Source organism: Streptomyces sp. NPDC028314, assembly GCF_055565795.1.
In genome coordinates this window covers 26,549-43,506 of sequence record NZ_JBVHTP010000019.1, presented here as the reverse complement: position 1 = coordinate 43,506, position 16,958 = coordinate 26,549, and the positions used below count along the sequence as shown (strand labels likewise).

Sequence of the window (16,958 nt, the reverse complement as noted above, 5' to 3'; positions counted from 1 at the left end):
TGACCGGAAACGACCGCGTACAGACGTAACTTGATCGACTACTCCAACCGCGCAAGGCGCTCTTGCCCCACGCTGTGACGAGGCCTACGTTCTACTCCCTACGCACCGTCTACGTGCGTAGAAGTCGGCGTTCCCGTCGCGAGGAGCAGCTCATGGCCCAAGTCGTCCGCGCCGCGCTCGTCCAGGCCACCTGGACCGGAGACACCGAGTCGATGATCGCCAAACACGAGGAGCACGCCCGCCGGGCGGCGGCCCAGGGTGCGAAGATCATCGGCTTCCAGGAGGTGTTCAACGCCCCGTACTTCTGCCAGGTCCAGGAGCCCGAGCACTACCGCTGGGCCGAGGCGGTCCCCGACGGCCCGACCGTCCGGCGGATGCAGGACCTCGCCCGCGAGACCGGCATGGTGATCGTCGTACCGGTCTTCGAGCTGGAGTCCGAGGGCTTCTACTACAACACCGCCGCCGTCATCGACGCCGACGGCAGCTACCTCGGCAAGTACCGCAAACACCACATCCCGCAGGTCAAAGGCTTCTGGGAGAAGTACTACTTCCGCCCCGGAAACCTCGGCTGGCCCGTCTTCGACACGGCCGTCGGCCGCATCGGCGTCTACATCTGCTACGACCGCCACTTCCCCGAGGGCTGGCGCCAACTGGGCCTCGCCGGAGCCCAGCTCGTCTACAACCCCTCCGCCACCCACCGCGGCCTCTCCGCCTACCTGTGGCAGCTGGAACAGCCCGCCGCGGCCGTCGCCAACGAGTACTTCATCGCCGCGATCAACCGCATCGGCCAGGAGGAGTACGGCGACAACGACTTCTACGGGAGCAGCTACTTCGTGGACCCGCGCGGCCAGTTCGTCGGAGAGGCGGCCAGCGACAAGGAAGAGGAACTCCTCGTCCGCGACCTCGACTTCGACCTGATCAAGGAGGTCCGCGACCAGTGGGCCTTCTACCGCGACCGCCGCCCCGACGCCTACGGAGGGCTCGTACAGCCGTGACCAACCCGATCCCCCTGCACAGCCGCCACCGCAGCGTCCTGCCCGACTGGCTCGCGCTCTACTACGACCGCCCCATCGAGCTCACCCACGGCGAGGGCCGCCACGTCTGGGACTCCGACGGCAACCGCTACCTCGACTTCTTCGGCGGCATCCTCACCACGATGACCGCCCACGCCCTGCCGGAGGTCACCAAGGCCGTCTCCGAACAGGCCGGGCGGATCATCCACTCCTCCACCCTGTACCTGAACCGGCCGATGGTCGAACTGGCCGAGCGGGTCGCCGCCCTGTCCGGCATCCCCGAGGCACGGGTCTTCTTCACCACCTCCGGCACCGAGGCCAACGACACCGCGCTGCTGCTCGCCACGACGTACCGCCGCTCCAACCAGATCCTGGCGATGCGCAACAGCTACCACGGCCGCTCCTTCTCCGCCGTCTCGATCACCGGCAACCGGGGCTGGTCCCCGACCAGCCTCTCGCCGCTCCAGACGCACTACGTCCACGGCGCCGTGCGCACCCGGGGCCCCTTCGCGGACCTGAACGACGCCGGGTTCACCGCCGCGGCCGTCGCGGACCTGGAAGACGTACTCGGCCAGACCCGCGGCGGGGTCGCCGCGCTCATCGCCGAACCCGTCCAGGGAGTCGGCGGGTTCACCTCACCGCCCGACGGCCTCTACGGGGAGTTCCGCCGGGTCCTCGACCGGCACGGCATCCTGTGGATCAGCGACGAGGTGCAGACCGGCTGGGGCCGCACCGGCGACCACTTCTGGGGCTGGCAGGCCCACGCCGAGAACGGGCCGCCGGACATCCTCACCTTCGCCAAGGGCATCGGCAACGGCATGTCGATCGGCGGGGTCGTGGCCCGCGCCGAGGTGATGAACTGCCTGGACTCCAACTCCATCTCCACCTTCGGCGGCTCCCCGGTCACCATGGCGGCCGGCCTCGCCAACCTCTCCTACCTGCTGGAGCACGACCTCCAGGGCAACGCCCGCCGCGTCGGCGGCCTGCTGCTGGAGCGGCTGCGCGCCATCGCCGCCCACGTGCCCGCCGTACGGGAGGTCCGCGGCCGGGGCCTGATGGCCGGGCTGGAGCTGACGAGGCCGGGCACCGACCAAGCGGACCCCGACGCGGCCACCGCCGTACTGGAGGCCGCCCGCGAAGGCGGCCTGCTCCTCGGCAAGGGCGGCGCGTACAACACCAGCGTGCTGCGCATCGCCCCGCCGCTCTCCCTCACCGTCGCCGAGGCGGAAGAGGGCGCCGAGATCCTCGAACGAGCCCTGCGCAGCCTCAACTGACCCCGCTCCGATCCCCAGGGGGGAGACGTACATGACCACCCGCACTCTGATCCGCGGCGGCCTCGTGATCACCGCCGCCGACGAGCTGCACGCCGACGTCCTGATCGAGGACGGCCGGGTCGCGGCGCTCGCCGCCCACGGCTCGGCGGCGGCCGAGGCCTGGTCGGCCGCCGACCGTACGACCGTCGACCGCACGATCGACGCGAGCGGGAAGTACGTCATCCCCGGCGGGGTCGACGCGCACACCCACATGGAGCTCCCCTTCGGCGGCACCGCGGCCTCGGACACCTTCGAGACGGGCACCCGGGCCGCCGCCTGGGGCGGCACCACCACCATCGTCGACTTCGCCGTGCAGAGCATGGGCCGGAGCCTGCGCGAGGGGCTCGACGCCTGGTACGACAAGGCCGACGGCAACTGCGCCGTCGACTACGCCTTCCACATGATCCTCTCGGACGTCAACGAGGGCACCCTGAAGGAGATGGACCTCCTCGTCGGGGAGGGGGTCACCTCCTTCAAGCTGTTCATGGCCTACCCCGGGGTCTTCTACAGCGACGACGGGCAGATCCTGCGCGCCATGCAGCGGGCCTCGGGCAACGGCGGGCTGATCATGATGCACGCGGAGAACGGCATCGCGATCGACGTGCTCGTGGAACAGGCCCTGGCCCGTGGAGAGACCGACCCCCGCCACCACGGCGAGGTCCGCAAGGTCCTCCTGGAGGCGGAGGCCACCCACCGCGCCATCCAGCTCGCCCGGGTCGCCGGCGCCCCCCTCTACGTCGTGCACGTCTCGGCGGAGGAGGCGGTCGCGGAGTTGGCCGCAGCTCGTGACAAGGGGCTGCCGGTCTTCGGGGAGACCTGTCCGCAGTACCTGTTCCTCTCCACGGACAACCTGGCCGAGCCGGACTTCCAGGGTGCCAAGTACGTCTGCTCCACCCCGCTCCGTCCGCGCGAGCACCAGGCGGCCCTGTGGCGGGGTCTGCGGACCAACGACCTCCAGGTGGTCTCCACCGACCACTGCCCCTTCTGCTTCCGGGGCCAGAAGGAGCTGGGCCGCGGGGACTTCTCGAAGATCCCGAACGGTCTGCCGGGGGTGGAGAACCGCATGGACCTCCTCCACCAGGCCGTCCTGGACGGGCACATCAGCCGCCGTCGCTGGATCGAGATCGCCTGTGCGACCCCGGCCCGGATGTTCGGCCTCTATCCGAAGAAGGGCACGATCGCGCCGGGTTCCGACGCCGACATCGTCCTCTACGATCCGCACGCCGAGCAGGTCATCTCCGCCGAGACGCACCACATGAACGTGGACTACTCCGCGTACGAGGGCAGGCGGATCACCGGACGCGTCGACACCGTGCTCTCGCGCGGCGAAGTGGTCATCGACCGCCGGGAGTACACCGGGCGGGCCGGTCACGGGGCGTTCGTTCACCGCTCCGCCTGTCAGTACCTGTAAGCCGTAAGCCCGCACGCAGCAGCAAGGAGCCATGCATGGACTTCGGCCTCGTCCTGCAAACCGACCCGCCGGCCTCCCAGGTCGTGAGCCTTATGAAACGCGCGGAGCGCAATGGCTTCCGCTACGGCTGGACCTTCGACTCCGCCGTGCTGTGGCAGGAGCCGTTCGTCATCTACAGCCAGATCCTGGCCAACACCCAGCGGATGCACGTGGGCCCGATGGTGACGAACCCGGGCACCCGCACCTGGGAGGTGACCGCCTCCACCTTCGCCACCCTCAACGACATGTACGGCAACCGCACCGTCTGCGGGATCGGCCGCGGAGACTCGGCCATGAGGGTCGCCGGACGCGCGCCCAACACCCTGGCCCGCCTGGGCGAGTCCATCGAGGTCATCCGCGATCTGGCGGAGGGGCGCGAGGCCGAGGTCGACGGGAAGTCGCTGCGGATTCCGTGGATCCGGGACGGGAAGCTGCCCGTGTGGATGGCGGCGTACGGTCCTAAGGCCCTGGCCTTGGCCGGGCAGAAGGCGGACGGGTTCATCCTCCAACTGGCCGACCTCTACCTTACGGAGTGGATGGTCAAGGCGGTGCGTCAGGCTGCTGCAGAGGCCGGCCGCGATCCCGACTCGATCACCATCTGTGTGGCGGCTCCGGCGTACGTCACGGCCGACGACTCGGCGCAGGCGCTGGCCCACGCCCGCGACCAGTGCCGGTGGTTCGGCGGGATGGTCGGCAACCACGTCGCCGATCTGGTCTCCCGCTACGGCGAGCACTCCTCGATGGTCCCGGAGGAGCTCACCGAGTACGTCAAGTCCCGCCAGGGCTACGACTACAGCCATCACGGCCGCGCCGGGAACCCGTCCGCCGACTTCGTCCCGGACGAGATCGTCGACCGTTTCTGCCTGCTCGGCCCGGCCGAGGCTCACATCGCCAAGCTGCGCGCCCTGCGGGATCTGGGCGTGGACCAGTTCGCGGTCTACGACATGCACGATGCCAGGGAAGCCACCATCGACGCGTACGGCTCCGACATCATCCCGACGTTCCGCTGACTTTCGCGAGTGGCCGGGGGCCGACCACTGGGTCGGCCCCACAACAGGTTGCCGACGGCTCTCGTGTGGACACTTCTTTCGCACCGACCGCCATCCCGCAGGCTGCGACGTCCCGCCGTAAGACGACGGCCGCGAGGTCCTCGGCGTGATCGTCGGCGACAGCGAGACCGGTGGGTGTGTCATCCCCACGGGGCGACGTTCGGCACGGTAGATCAGGCAAGAATCTTGCCAAGCCCGACACCGACCCGGAGGTTCCATGTCGAAGAGCGGCGCGCCCCGCATCGACGTCCCGAGTGAGGCCCCGGCGCGAGCGTCGCTTGTGTTGGCGTCCCTGATCATCGTTGCCGCAGTGGCCAACCTGAACCTGTCGGTGGCCAACGTGGCGCTGCCCGCGATCGGGAAGGCCTTCGACTCCTCTCAGAGCTCGCTGAACCTGGTCGCCGTGGGGTACTCCCTCGGCCTGGCCGCATCGGTCCTCTACCTGGGTGCGGTCGGCGACCGTCACGGGCGCAAGCTGCTGCTGCTCCTCGGCACCGCTCTGTCCGTCCCCGCCTGTCTGCTCGCCGCGTCCGCACCGAACGACACGGTCCTGGTGATGGCCCGGATCCTCGGCGGGCTCTCGGCCGGCATGGCCTACCCGACCACCCTGGCGCTGATCACCGCCCTGTGGGCGGGGCCCGGGCGGACGAAGCCGATCGCGCTGTGGTCAGCCCTGGGCGGCGGCATCTCCATGCTCGGGCCGGTGATCGCGGGCGCGCTGCTCGAACGCTTCTACTGGGGATCGGTGTTCCTCATCACCCTGCCCCTCGCCGTGGTCGCGCTGGTCATGGCCCTGCTGTTCGTCCCCGCACACGCCAACGAGTCGGCCGAACCAGTGGACAACCTCGGCGGCATCCTGTCCGTCCTCCTGATCGCGGGACTGGTACTGGCGATCAATTTCGCCGCCGTCCCCCACCAGGGAGCACTGGTCGTCGGGCTCGTCGTGATCGCCCTGGCCGCCGGAGCGGCGTTCTTCCGGCGTCAGCTCCGGGCCCCCAACCCGTTGTACGACCTCCACATCGCCGGACGGCGTACGTTCTGGGTCGCCGCATGCGCGGGAATCATCGTGTACGGCTCCATGATGGGATCGGCGTTCATCAGCCAGCAGTACCTGCAGAACGTGCTCGGGTACGACCCCGTCGAAGCCGGCGCCGCCATCCTCCCCCTCGTCGTGATGATGGTGCTCGTGGCACCACGGTCCGCGAAGCTGGTCGAGACGCGCGGCGCCCGCACGACCCTGCTGATCGGCTACGCGTTCCTCTTCCTCGCCTTCGGCTGGATGCTGCTGTTCTGGGGCGAGCACAGCCGCTACTGGCACATCGGCCTCGCCTACGTGCTCACCGGGATCGGCGCCGGCCTCGCCGGGACGCCCGCATCCCACTCGCTGACCGGATCGGTGCCCGTGCGGCGGGCCGGCATGGCCTCCGGTACCGCCGACCTGCAACGGGACCTCGGCGGGGCCGTCATGCAGTCCATCATGGGGCTGCTCCTCACCGCCGGCTACGCCTCGGCCTTCAGTGCGGCGATCGCCGCCTCCCGCGAGAGCAAGGACGTGTCGGATCAGGTCCAGAGCGAGCTGACGAAGTCGTTCGCCTCCGCCGGGCAGGTCGCCCAGCAGCACCCCCAGTACACCGACCAGATCATCGCGGCAGCACGCCAGTCCTTCCTCCACGGCGACGACCGGGCGTACACCGTCGGCCTGGCCGCGATCGCCCTGGGCGCCATGCTGATCTTCTTCATGTTCCCGCACCGGGACGCCGAGCGGGAGCTCCTGGGGCGCTACTACGCCGAGGACTCCGCCTCCGCCGCCACCGAGAGGCCGAGCGGACCGGGAGCCTGAGAGGCCGTACGGTCAGCCGGTCGCCGACCGTGTCTCCCGCACCCCAGTTGAGCCGTTCGGTTCGGGAGAACACCCCCATTGGATCAGTGGCAGTCGTGCCACCGGGCCATGGCAATCCGGTGGTGCTGTCGTGGTGGCGCGGATTGCGTGTCCCCGTCAGCACCCAGGGAGCGGTTCAGTGGAAGCCAGCAGCAGTGACCGTAGCCGAACGACCTTGTTCCTCAGGTCTTCAAGGACAGGGAAGGACTCCACCGGTGGCTGAGGCATCCGCTCCTCCAGCCGTCCGACACGAACTGCTGAGGCTCACGTGAACAGCGCGATCGCGATCATGGCGGACACCCCTCCGCAGCTGCTCCCGGCCCGCCAACTCATGGCCTTCACCCTGGCCTCCCACATCCTCCTCGTTCCCTTCGGCGTGGCTCTTCCCGCCATCACCCTGCTGATGCACTACCGCGGGCTGCGCAAGGGCGATCCGGTCGCGCTGCTGCTCGCGCGGCGCTGGTCGGCGGTCATGGCCGTGCAGTTCGCCATCGGCATCGTCACCGGGACCGTGCTCTCCTTCGAGTTCGGCCTGCTCTGGCCGGGTCTCATGGGCCGGTGGGGCGATGTCTTCGGCCTCGGGTTCGGGGTCGAGGCGTGGGCGTTCTTCCTGGAGGCGATCCTCATCGCCATCTACCTCTACGGATGGCGGAGGCTGAAGCCGTGGACGCACTTGTGGCTGGCTCTGCCCCTGCCGCTGACGGCACTGCTGGGCGCGTTCGGCATCATCGCCGCGAACTCCTGGATGAACACGCCGCGCGGCTTCTCGCTCGACGTGGGCGGCAACCCCGTGGACATCGACGTCCGCAAGGCGATCTTCACGCCGATCTTCGGCCCCGAGTACTGGCACTTCGTGGCGGGTGTCGTCCTCACGGCGGGCTACGTCGTGGCCGGGGTGTACGCGGTGGGCTGGCTGCGAGGCCGACGTGACCACTACCACCGGCTCGGCTTCACCGTTCCGTTCACCGTCGCCGCGATCCTCACCCCCGTGCAGTTCGTGCTCGGGGACTCCATCGCCCGCTCGGTGTTCCAGGAGCAGCCGGTGAAGTTCGCCGCCACCGAGTTGGTCTGGAAGACCGGCACCCACCAACCGGAGATCCTGTTCGGACGCCTGCATGAGGACGGAACGGTCTCCGGCGGGCTCAAGATCCCCCAACTGGACTCGATCCTCGCCGGTTTCAGCCCGGACACCCGGGTGACGGGTCTGTCGTCGGTCCCCGCGAGCGACCGCCCCACGGCCGCCCAGGCCACCATCGCCCACTGGGCGTTCGACATCATGGTGTCGATCGGGAGCGCGCTCCTCCTGCTCGCGCTCTGGTACGGCTGGTGCTGGCTGCGACGACGCGACCTGCCGAGTTCCCCGTGGTTCTTCCGGTGCGCCGCCGTGGCAGGGGTGGCCTGCCTGGTGACGGTGGAATGTGGCTGGATCACCACCGAGGTGGGGCGCCAGCCCTGGATCGTGTACGAGAACATGCGGGTGTCCGAAGCCGTCACGGACACCCGGGCCGCGTCGTTGTGGACGATGCTCGCCATCGTCATCGTGGTCTACGTACTGATCTTCGGCACCTTCCTGGGCGTCCTGCTCAAGATGCGAACCCGCTGGCGGACGGCGGACGAACAAGAGGGCGATGCCCAGGCCGCCGGCACTCCGGAAAGCGACGCCCCGTACGGCCCCCGCCGGGCGACCGTCGCTGCCGCACCGGATCACGATCACGGCTCCGCTCGCGGTGATGGAGGAGGGCGATGATCCAGGACGTCGTGGCCTGGGTGCTGCTGGCCGCAGTTGCCGCCTACGCCTGTGCGGGCGGGACGGACTACGGAGCCGGGTTCTGGGACCTCTTCGCGGGCGGCACCGTACGGGGCCAGCGGCCCCGGTGGCTGATCGACCACGCCATGGAGCCCGTCTGGGAGACGAACAACGTCTGGCTCATCTTCGTCCTGGTGTTCATGTGGACGGGCTTTCCGGTCCTGTTCCAGACGCTCTTCACCGCCATGTGGCTGCCCCTGGCGCTCGCGGCCCTGGGGCTCGCCCTGCGCGGTGCGGGCTTCGCCCTTCGCAAACCCATGACACGTCTCGCGCACCGAAGGATCTACGGCACCACCTTCGCCGTTTCCTCCCTCCTGGTGCCCTTCTTCCTCGGGGCGGTCGTCGGCGGGCTGGCCACGGGCCGGGTCGCTCCGGGGACGAAGGCGTCCGCGGACGCGTGGTCCAACGGGACCTCCGTGCTCTGCGGCCTGTTCACCGTCGCCACGACCGCCTTCCTGGGGGCGGTGTTCCTCACCGCCGACGCCCGCCGCTTCGACGCCCCCGACCTCGTCCACTACTTCCGGCTGCGGGCCTGGTGCAGCCTCGGGGTCATCGCCGTCCTGACCGCCGTCGGCCTCGTCGTCACACACCACGACGCGCGCTACGTCCACGACGGCCTCACCAGCGGCGTCGGCCTCGCCTTCGTCCTGGCGGCCGCCGTCTGCGCCGCGGCCACCGCCGGGCTGCTCCACCGCACGGCCACGGGCTGGGCGAGGATCACCGCGGTCGGGAGCGTCGCCCTCGTCGTCATCGCCTGGGGGCTGGCCCAGCGCCCCTATCTCATCCCCACCTCGCTGACCGTGGACGAGGCGGCCGGAGCACCGACGACACTGCGCTGGCTGCTCCTGGTCACGGTCATCGCGATCGTGCTCGTCGGACCGCCGCTGGTCCTGCTCTACCGCCTGGACACCAGCGGCGCCCTGCAACCCCTCGCCGACAACGACCTGCGCCGCACGGCCGCGAACCGGGATCCTGGCCGGCACCGCTGACCACTCCGCCGCTACCTCTCCATCGAGGGCATTCGAGGGCATGGACACTGGACGAGCTCATGACCAGAACTCTCATTACCGGTGGCCTTGTCATTACGGCTTCCAACGAGTTGCATGCGGATGTTCTGATCGAGGACCGCCGTGTCGTGGCGATGGTGACAGCGGGCAGCCAGCAGTGGACCGCTGACCGGGTGATCGACGCCTCGCGGAAGTACGTGATCCCGGACGGGGTCGATGCGCACACGCACGATGTGGAGGAGGCCACCATCGACGCGTACGGCGAACACGTCATCCCGGCCCTCAGAGCCTGACGCCCACCCCCCTGACCCGAAGGGACGCGTGCCCATGGTGGACCACCCGAGCGGAGACACCGGAGGCCGCGTCGAGCTCGCCCCCGGCGACGTTCCCCCCGACGGCCGCTTCGCCAATGCCGACCTGCTTCCCGTACCGGTCGAGGGCAGGCGCTGGACGACGTACAACTTCGCGGCCCTGTGGGTCGGCATGGCGCACAACATCCCCTCGTGGCTGCTCGCCTCCGGGCTGGTGGCCCTGGGGATGGACTGGAAACAGGCCGTTTTCACGATCGCCCTCGCCAACGTGATCGTACTGGTGCCGATGCTGCTCACCGGGCACGCTGGCCCCAAGTACGGGATCCCCTTCCCGGTCCTGGCCCGGGCCTCCTTCGGGGTGCGCGGAGCCAATCTGGCCGCGCTGATCCGGGCGGCCGTGGCCTGCGCCTGGTTCGGGATCCAGACCTGGATCGGCGGATCCGGGATCTTCGTCCTGCTCGGCAAGGTCTTCGGCGGCTGGGAGGACGCGGAGGAGATCGCCGGACAGCCCTGGCCGCTGTGGCTGTGCTTCATCCTCTTCTGGGCCCTCGAACTCGCCATCATCTACCGGGGCATGGAGACCCTGAGGCGCTTCGAGAACTGGGCCGCGCCGTTCGTCATCGTCGGCGCCCTCGCGCTGCTGGTGTGGATCGGGACCAAGGCGGGCGGCTTCGGCGAACTGCTCCACCAGCCGTCCCGGCTGGGCTGGGGCGAGGACTTCTGGCCGGTCTTCTTCCCCTCGCTCATGGGGATGATCGCCTTCTGGGCGACACTGTCGCTCAACATCCCGGACTTCACCCGCTTCGGCGCCGGCCAGCGCTCCCAGATCCTCGGGCAGACCCTGGGACTGCCGACGACGATGACCCTCTTCGCGCTGCTGTCGGTGTTCGTCACCTCCGGGTCGGAGGCGGTGTACGGCACGGCGATCTGGGACCCGGTGGAGCTGGTCTCCAAGACCGACAACGTCTTCGGACTGCTCTACGCCCTGGTGACGGTGCTCGTCGCGACGATCTCGGTCAACATCGCGGCGAACGTCGTCTCCCCGGCCTACGACCTGGCCAACCTGGCCCCCCGCCTGATCAACTTCCGCACCGGTGCGCTGATCACGGGGGTGGTCGGCGTGCTGATCATGCCGTGGGAGCTGACCTCGACGCCCGAGTTCTACATCTTCACCTGGCTCGGCCTGGTCGGCGGCCTGCTGGGCACGGTCGCCGGCATCCTCATCGCCGACTACTGGATCGTGCGCGGCACCCGCCTCTCGCTGCCCGACCTCTACCGCGAGGGCGGTCCGTACTGGTACCGGGGCGGCTGGAACCCGAAGGCGGTGGCCGCCTTCCTGGTCGGCGGCGTCCTGGCCATCGGGGGATCGCACTCCGCGCCCGGCAAGGGCCCCTTCCCCGAGGACGGCCTGATCCCCTTCCTGAAGCCGCTCGCGGACTACGGCTGGGCGGTGGGCCTGGCCTCGTCGCTGCTGCTGTACGTGGCGCTCACGCGTCGGGAGCGGCCCGACCACTGAGGTCGCGGCCCCGCGTCCACCGCCTCGGTGAGGCGGGGGTCCAGTACGATCTCCTGCCACGTGCAGCAGTCGGCGGCCTCGACCGCGACCTCCGCGCCGCACCCCGCGCAGGCGAGGTTCGGCCCGTCCAGGCCCATGGGTCCGCAACAGCCGATCCGGCGCCGCTCGATCGGCAGCACCCCGCGGACGTCACCCGGACTCAGGACCACGCCCGGCCGGGGACCCCGCGCGGCATCGGTCCTCGCGAAGCCCTTGGGCACCGGGCCCCAGGAGAACCGCGACGGCTCCGGGTCACGGGCGTACGTCCCTGGCGCCATCCGGGGCGGACACGGATCCACGGGCGCCTCGTACGGGGCCCATGTCTCGCTCTCCGGCGGTACCGGGACCTCCCGGACGGCGGTGGTCAGCTCGGTCAGGCAGCGCGCGCAGCGAAAGACGGTCACCGCTCCATCGTCGGCCACGCGCCCGCCCTCCCGCACTTCCTTCGCCCGCGAGGTCCGCAGTCCACCTGCAGTCCAACCATTCGACCCGGATTGTCGGTGGGGTTTGTCAGTCGGGCATGGTGTGATGGAGGCATGATCGAAGAGTTCCTGGCCCGTGACCTGTCCGCCGTCGAAGAGGCCGTCCGCAAGGCGGCCGCGGTCGAGATCATGCCGAGGTTCCGGCAGCTCGCCGAGCACGAGGTGGATCAGAAGACCGGCCCGCACGACCTGGTGACCGTCGCCGACCGCAAGGCCGAGGAGCACCTCACCGCCTCGCTGACGAGGCTGCTGCCCGGCTCGGCGGTGGTCGGCGAGGAGGCCGTGCACGCCGACCCCACCGTGTACGAGGCGCTGCGCGCCGACGCGCCGGTCTGGATCGTGGACCCGGTCGACGGCACCCGGCAGTTCGTGGCCGGCGACCCAAACTTCTGCACCCTCGTGGCCCTCGCCCAGCGCGGGGAGATACTCGCCTCCTGGACCTTCGCCCCGGCCCTGGACGAGCTGGCCACCGCCGTGCGCGGGCAGGGTGCGTACGTCAACGGCGAGCGCATCCGCAGCGGTTCGCCGGAGCCCGGCGCCGTGCTGCGGGTCGCCGTGGCCCACCCGCTGTACACCTCCGACGAGGACAAGCGCGGCCTGGCCCGGCTGGAGGTGCCCGGGGTCGCCGTCCGGCCGTGCGGTTCCGCAGGCCTGGAGTACCTGAAGGTGGCGCGCGGCGAGATGGACGCCCTGGCCTTCACCTGGCCCTCGGCGTGGGACCACGCGGCGGGGCTGCTGCTGGTCGACGAGGCGGGCGGCTCCCAGAGCACGGTCGAGGGGGTCCCCTTCCGAGTGGACCGGGACAACGCGCTGCCGTTCGCGGTGGGCCGGGACGAGGCCACCGCGGTGCGCATCCGCGAGCTCCTGCGCGACGCCTGACCGGCCCGCCCGCGCCCGGGCGGAGCGGCAAGACGGCCCGCAGCGGCCCGGATCCCGCGTTGCCGCGCCGCATATCCTGGAGGTGGTGCCGCATCCCGTGGGCGGTCCTCCGCCGGACGAAGGAGCTGTCAGTGTCGTCGATTCTCGACGTAGTCGTGGTGGGGGCGGGGCCCAACGGCCTGACGGCCGCCGTCGAGCTCGCCCGGCGCGGCTTCTCCGTGGCCGTGTTCGAAGCCGAGGGGACCGTCGGCGGCGGGGCCCGCACCGAGGAGCTCACCCTCCCCGGCTTCCGGCACGACCCGTGCTCGGCCGTGCACCCCCTCGGCGCCGGCTCCCCGGTGTTCGCCACGATGCCGCTGAAGCGGTACGGGCTGGAGTGGCTGCACGCCCCCCTGCCCATGGCGCACCCCTTCGACGACGGCACGGCCGCGGTGCTGTCCCGGTCCGTCGCGGAGACCGCCGCGTCCTTCGGGCCCCGGGACGCGGGCACCTACCGCCGCCTGGTCGAGCCGTACCTCGGCAAGTGGGACACCCTGGCCCGGGACTTCATGTCGCTGCCCTCCACCGCCCTGCCCCGCGACCCGCTCACCCTGGCCCGCTTCGGGCTGACCGGACTGCCCCCCTCCACCTGGCTGCTGCGCCGCTTCCACGACGACCGCGCGCGCTCCCTGCTCGCCGGGCTCGTGGCGCACGTCATCGCCCCGCTGGGCGGGATCGGCACCAGCGCGGTCGGCCTGGTCTTCGCGCTGGCCGCGCACGCCGGCGGCTGGCCGATGCCGCGCGGCGGCTCCCAGTCCATCTCGGACGCGCTCGCCGCGTACCTGCGCGACCTCGGCGGCGCCGTCCACACGGACTTCGAGGTCAAGCGGCTCGACGACCTGCCGCCCGCCCGGGCGTACGTCTTCGACACCTCCCCGACCGCGCTGGCCCGGATCGCCCGGCTGGGCCGCGCCTACGACGGCTACCGCTACGGCGCCTCCGTCTTCAAGCTCGACTACGCGCTGGACGGCCCGGTGCCCTGGACCGCCGAGGAGCCCCGCCGGGCCGGCACCGTCCAGATCGGCCCGCACACCCGCGACATCGACGCCGCCCTGCAACTCGCCTCGAGCGGCCGGGCCCCGCGCAACCCGTTCCTGATCACCGCGCAGCCCAGCCTCGTCGACCCCGGCCGGGCGCCCGAGGGCAAGCACACGTTCTGGGTGTACGGGCACGTCCCGGCAGGATGGGAGGGCGACCTCACCGAGGCCGTCGAGCGCCAACTGGAGCGCTTCGCGCCGGGGTTCCGCGACCTCGTGCTGGCCCGCGCCACCGCCGGACCGCCCCAGCTCGCCGCCCGCAACGCCAACTACGTCGGCGGGGACATCGCCTGCGGGGCGGCCTCGGGACTCCAGCTGCTGCTCCGGCCCAAGATCAGCCTCTTCCCGTACGCCACGGCCCACCCGGCGGTGTTCCTGTGCTCCTCGGCCACCCCGCCGGGCCCGGGCGTCCACGGCATGTCGGGCCACAACGCCGCCAAGGCGGTCTGGCGCCACCTGCGGAAGGAGTCCCGATGACCGTACGCATCACCCTGGTCCAGGGCGACATCACCACCGAGCAGGTGGACGCGGTGGTCAACGCGGCCAACTCCTCGCTGCTCGGCGGCGGGGGAGTGGACGGGGCCATCCACCGCCGGGGCGGTCCGGAGATCCTCGCCGCCTGCGAGGACCTGCGGCGCTCCCACTACGGCAAGGGCCTCCCGACCGGCCGGGCGGTCGCCACCACGGCCGGCCGGCTGCCGGCCGGGCACGTCATCCACACGGTGGGGCCCGTCTGGTCCCGGGACGAGGACCGGTCCGCGCTGCTGGCCTCCTGCTACCGCGAGTCCCTGCGCGTGGCCGACGAGCTGGGAGCCCGGACGGTCGCCTTCCCGGCGATCTCCACCGGGATCTACGGGTGGCCGATGGACGACGGGGCCCGGATCGCGGTGGAGACCGTACGGGCGGCCCGGACCTCGGTGGAGGAGGTCAGGTTCGTGCTCTTCGGCGCGGAGGCCTACGAGACCTTCGCCGCTGCCCTGTGACCGCCGTGGCCGGCGTGTGCGCTGTGGCCGATCCGTGCTCGGGTGTCGTAGAGGGTCGCTAGGCTCTTGGGATGACCCTTTCGGACGCGCCCACTGAGATCCCCGACGCCTTGCAGGTGCTCCACCGGGTCTTCGGCTACGACTCCTTCCGCGGCGAGCAGCAGCAGATCATCGAGCACGTCGTCGCAGGCGGCGACGCGCTCGTCCTGATGCCGACCGGTGGCGGCAAGTCGCTCTGCTACCAGATCCCCGCGCTGGTCAGAGAGGGCACGGGAGTGGTGATCTCACCGCTGATCGCGCTCATGCAGGACCAGGTGGACGCGCTCACCGCCCTCGGGGTGCGGGCCGGGTTCCTGAACTCGACGCAGGGCGCCGACGAGCGGCGCGGCGTCGAGCAGGCCTTCCTCGCCGACGAGCTGGACCTGCTGTACCTGGCTCCCGAGCGGCTGCGCACCGAGGGGACGCAGCGGCTGCTCGACCGGGGCAAGGTGTCGCTCTTCGCGATCGACGAGGCACACTGCGTCGCCCAGTGGGGCCACGACTTCCGCCCCGACTACCTCGCCCTGTCGATGCTGCACGAGCGCTGGCCCAAGGTGCCGCGCATCGCGCTGACCGCTACCGCCACCGAGGCCACGCACGCCGAGATCGCGGCACGGCTGGGGCTGGAGGAGGGCCGGCACTTCGTCGCGAGCTTCGACCGGCCGAACATCCAGTACCGGATCGTCGCGAAGGACAACCCGCTCAGGCAGCTGCTGGAGCTGCTCCGGGAGGAGCACGCCGGGGACGCCGGTGTCGTCTACTGCCTCTCGCGGTCGTCCGTGGAGAAGACCGCGGCCTTCCTGGTGGAGCAGGGCATCGACGCCGTGGCGTACCACGCCGGCATGGACGCCCGCACGCGAGCCGAGAACCAGTCGCGGTTCCTGCGTGAAGACGGGGTCGTGGTCGTCGCCACGATCGCCTTCGGGATGGGCATCGACAAGCCGGACGTCCGGTTCGTCGCCCACCTGGACCTGCCGAAGTCGGTCGAGGGCTACTACCAGGAGACGGGCCGCGCCGGCCGCGACGGGGAGCCGGCCACGGCGTGGATGGCGTACGGCCTCCAGGACGTCGTGCAGCAGCGCAAGCTCATCGAGGGCTCCGAGGGGGACGACACGCGGCGCCGCTCGCTGGCGAGCCACCTGGACGCGATGCTGGCGCTGTGCGAGACGGTCGACTGCCGCCGGGCGCGGCTGCTGGCGTACTTCGGCCAGCCGGGCGGCCCGTGCGGGAACTGCGACACGTGCCTGACGCCGGCCGAGTCCTGGGACGGGACGATCGCGGCGCAGAAGCTGCTGTCGACGGTCTGGCGGCTGGCCAGGGAACGGCGTCAGAAGTTCGGCGCGGGCCAGATCATCGACATCCTCCAGGGGAAGAAGACCGCCAAGGTCATCCAGTTCGACCACGACGCCCTTTCGGTGTTCGGCATCGGCACGGACCTGGGCACCGCCGAGTGGCGAGGGGTCGTACGGCAGCTGCTGGCGCTGGGGCTGCTGGCCGTGGAGGGCGAGTACGGGACGCTGGTGCTCACCGATGCCAGCGGTGAGGTACTCGGGGGCCGCCGCAGCGTCCCGCTGCGCAAGGAGAAGGCGCCGGCCCGGGCGGCACGCAAGGAGTCCGGTTCCCGGTCCGGCAAGGGCGCCCGGGTGCCCGTCGACCTGCCGGCGGCCGCCCTGCCGGTGTTCGAGGCCCTCCGGGCCTGGCGGGCCGAGACCGCGCGCGAGCAGGGGGTGCCCGCGTACGTCGTCTTCCACGACGCGACGCTGCGCGAGATCGCGACGCGGCTGCCGGCCACGGCGGGGGAGCTGGGTGAGATCAGCGGCATCGGCGAGGCGAAGCTGACCAAGTACGCCGAAGGCATCCTGCACACCCTGGCCGAGTCCGGCCCCGCCGAGCCGGCGGCCCCCACGGCGCGCCCCGCCGCGCCGCACGCCGGCGAGCAGCACGCCGGTAAGCAGCACAACGCCAGGCAGGACGACGGCAAGCAGCGCGACGACGAACCGCACGACGACGAGCCGCCCTTCGACATGGACGACATGGACGCTCCCTGGGACGACTGGCAGTAGGCGGCGGCCGGGCCCGGCCGGCCGGCCGTCGGGCGCCCACCGAGCCGTGGGC

Annotated in this window: 13 protein-coding genes and 1 pseudogene; 13 read left to right on the top strand and 1 reads right to left on the bottom strand. The window is 71.0% G+C overall.

Annotated elements, in window-relative coordinates; translation table 11 throughout:
* Positions 1-152 precede the first annotated feature (152 nt).
* The 9 genes and pseudogenes from ACZ4TG_RS33515 (at position 153) to ACZ4TG_RS33475 (ending at position 11,345) form a co-directional block, all read left to right on the top strand.
* Positions 153-995 (top strand): nitrilase-related carbon-nitrogen hydrolase, encoded by an 843-nt coding sequence (locus ACZ4TG_RS33515; RefSeq protein ID WP_468170463.1) that lies wholly within the window; start codon positions 153-155, stop codon positions 993-995.
* On the top strand, positions 992-2,287 hold the full coding sequence (locus ACZ4TG_RS33510) for an aspartate aminotransferase family protein (RefSeq protein WP_468170460.1): 1,296 nt from the start codon (positions 992-994) through the stop codon (positions 2,285-2,287). The genes ACZ4TG_RS33515 and ACZ4TG_RS33510 overlap by 4 nt, the downstream gene beginning before the upstream one ends.
* Before the next feature lie 31 nt (positions 2,288-2,318).
* The gene (gene hydA / locus ACZ4TG_RS33505; protein WP_468170457.1) at positions 2,319-3,737 is read left to right on the top strand and encodes a dihydropyrimidinase; all 1,419 of its coding nucleotides are present in this window, start codon (positions 2,319-2,321) and stop codon (positions 3,735-3,737) included.
* A gap of 35 nt (positions 3,738-3,772) precedes the next feature.
* Positions 3,773-4,786 carry a TIGR03842 family LLM class F420-dependent oxidoreductase gene (locus tag ACZ4TG_RS33500; protein WP_468170454.1) on the top strand — a complete coding sequence of 338 codons (1,014 nt, stop codon included), beginning with the start codon at positions 3,773-3,775 and terminating at the stop codon, positions 4,784-4,786.
* Positions 4,787-5,042: 256 nt separating this feature from the next.
* The gene (locus ACZ4TG_RS33495) at positions 5,043-6,665 is read left to right on the top strand and encodes an MFS transporter (RefSeq protein ID WP_468170451.1); all 1,623 of its coding nucleotides are present in this window, start codon (positions 5,043-5,045) and stop codon (positions 6,663-6,665) included.
* Positions 6,666-6,993: 328 nt separating this feature from the next.
* Positions 6,994-8,451, top strand: coding sequence for a cytochrome ubiquinol oxidase subunit I (locus tag ACZ4TG_RS33490; RefSeq protein WP_468170728.1), 1,458 nt, complete (start codon positions 6,994-6,996; stop codon positions 8,449-8,451).
* Positions 8,448-9,500 (top strand): cytochrome d ubiquinol oxidase subunit II, encoded by a 1,053-nt coding sequence (locus tag ACZ4TG_RS33485; RefSeq protein WP_468170448.1) that lies wholly within the window; start codon positions 8,448-8,450, stop codon positions 9,498-9,500. The genes ACZ4TG_RS33490 and ACZ4TG_RS33485 overlap by 4 nt, the downstream gene beginning before the upstream one ends.
* 59 nt (positions 9,501-9,559) lie before the next feature.
* A pseudogene (locus tag ACZ4TG_RS33480) lies at positions 9,560-9,748 on the top strand (dihydropyrimidinase); the annotation flags it as partial.
* 97 nt (positions 9,749-9,845) lie between these two features.
* Entirely contained in the window at positions 9,846-11,345 is a 1,500-nt protein-coding gene (locus tag ACZ4TG_RS33475) for an NCS1 family nucleobase:cation symporter-1 (RefSeq protein WP_468170445.1), read from the top strand.
* Here the strand turns inward: ACZ4TG_RS33475 and ACZ4TG_RS33470 are convergent.
* Positions 11,267-11,788, bottom strand: coding sequence for a hypothetical protein (locus ACZ4TG_RS33470; protein ID WP_468170442.1), 522 nt, complete (start codon positions 11,786-11,788; stop codon positions 11,267-11,269). The genes ACZ4TG_RS33475 and ACZ4TG_RS33470 overlap by 79 nt on opposite strands.
* Positions 11,789-11,920: 132 nt before the next feature.
* On the opposite strand from ACZ4TG_RS33470, the gene ACZ4TG_RS33465 reads away from it, so the two are divergent.
* The 4 genes from ACZ4TG_RS33465 (at position 11,921) to recQ (ending at position 16,906) form a co-directional block, all read left to right on the top strand.
* A complete protein-coding gene (locus ACZ4TG_RS33465; RefSeq protein ID WP_468170439.1) occupies positions 11,921-12,745 on the top strand; it encodes an inositol monophosphatase family protein in 825 nt (274 codons plus the stop codon).
* Between the two features lie 131 nt (positions 12,746-12,876).
* Complete coding sequence (locus tag ACZ4TG_RS33460; protein WP_468170436.1) at positions 12,877-14,298, top strand: phytoene desaturase family protein; 1,422 nt, start codon at positions 12,877-12,879, stop codon at positions 14,296-14,298.
* Positions 14,295-14,804, top strand: coding sequence for an O-acetyl-ADP-ribose deacetylase (locus ACZ4TG_RS33455; RefSeq protein WP_468170433.1), 510 nt, complete (start codon positions 14,295-14,297; stop codon positions 14,802-14,804). The genes ACZ4TG_RS33460 and ACZ4TG_RS33455 overlap by 4 nt, the downstream gene beginning before the upstream one ends.
* A 71-nt stretch (positions 14,805-14,875) precedes the next feature.
* Complete coding sequence (recQ, locus tag ACZ4TG_RS33450) at positions 14,876-16,906, top strand: DNA helicase RecQ (protein WP_468170430.1); 2,031 nt, start codon at positions 14,876-14,878, stop codon at positions 16,904-16,906.
* Positions 16,907-16,958 lie beyond the last annotated feature (52 nt).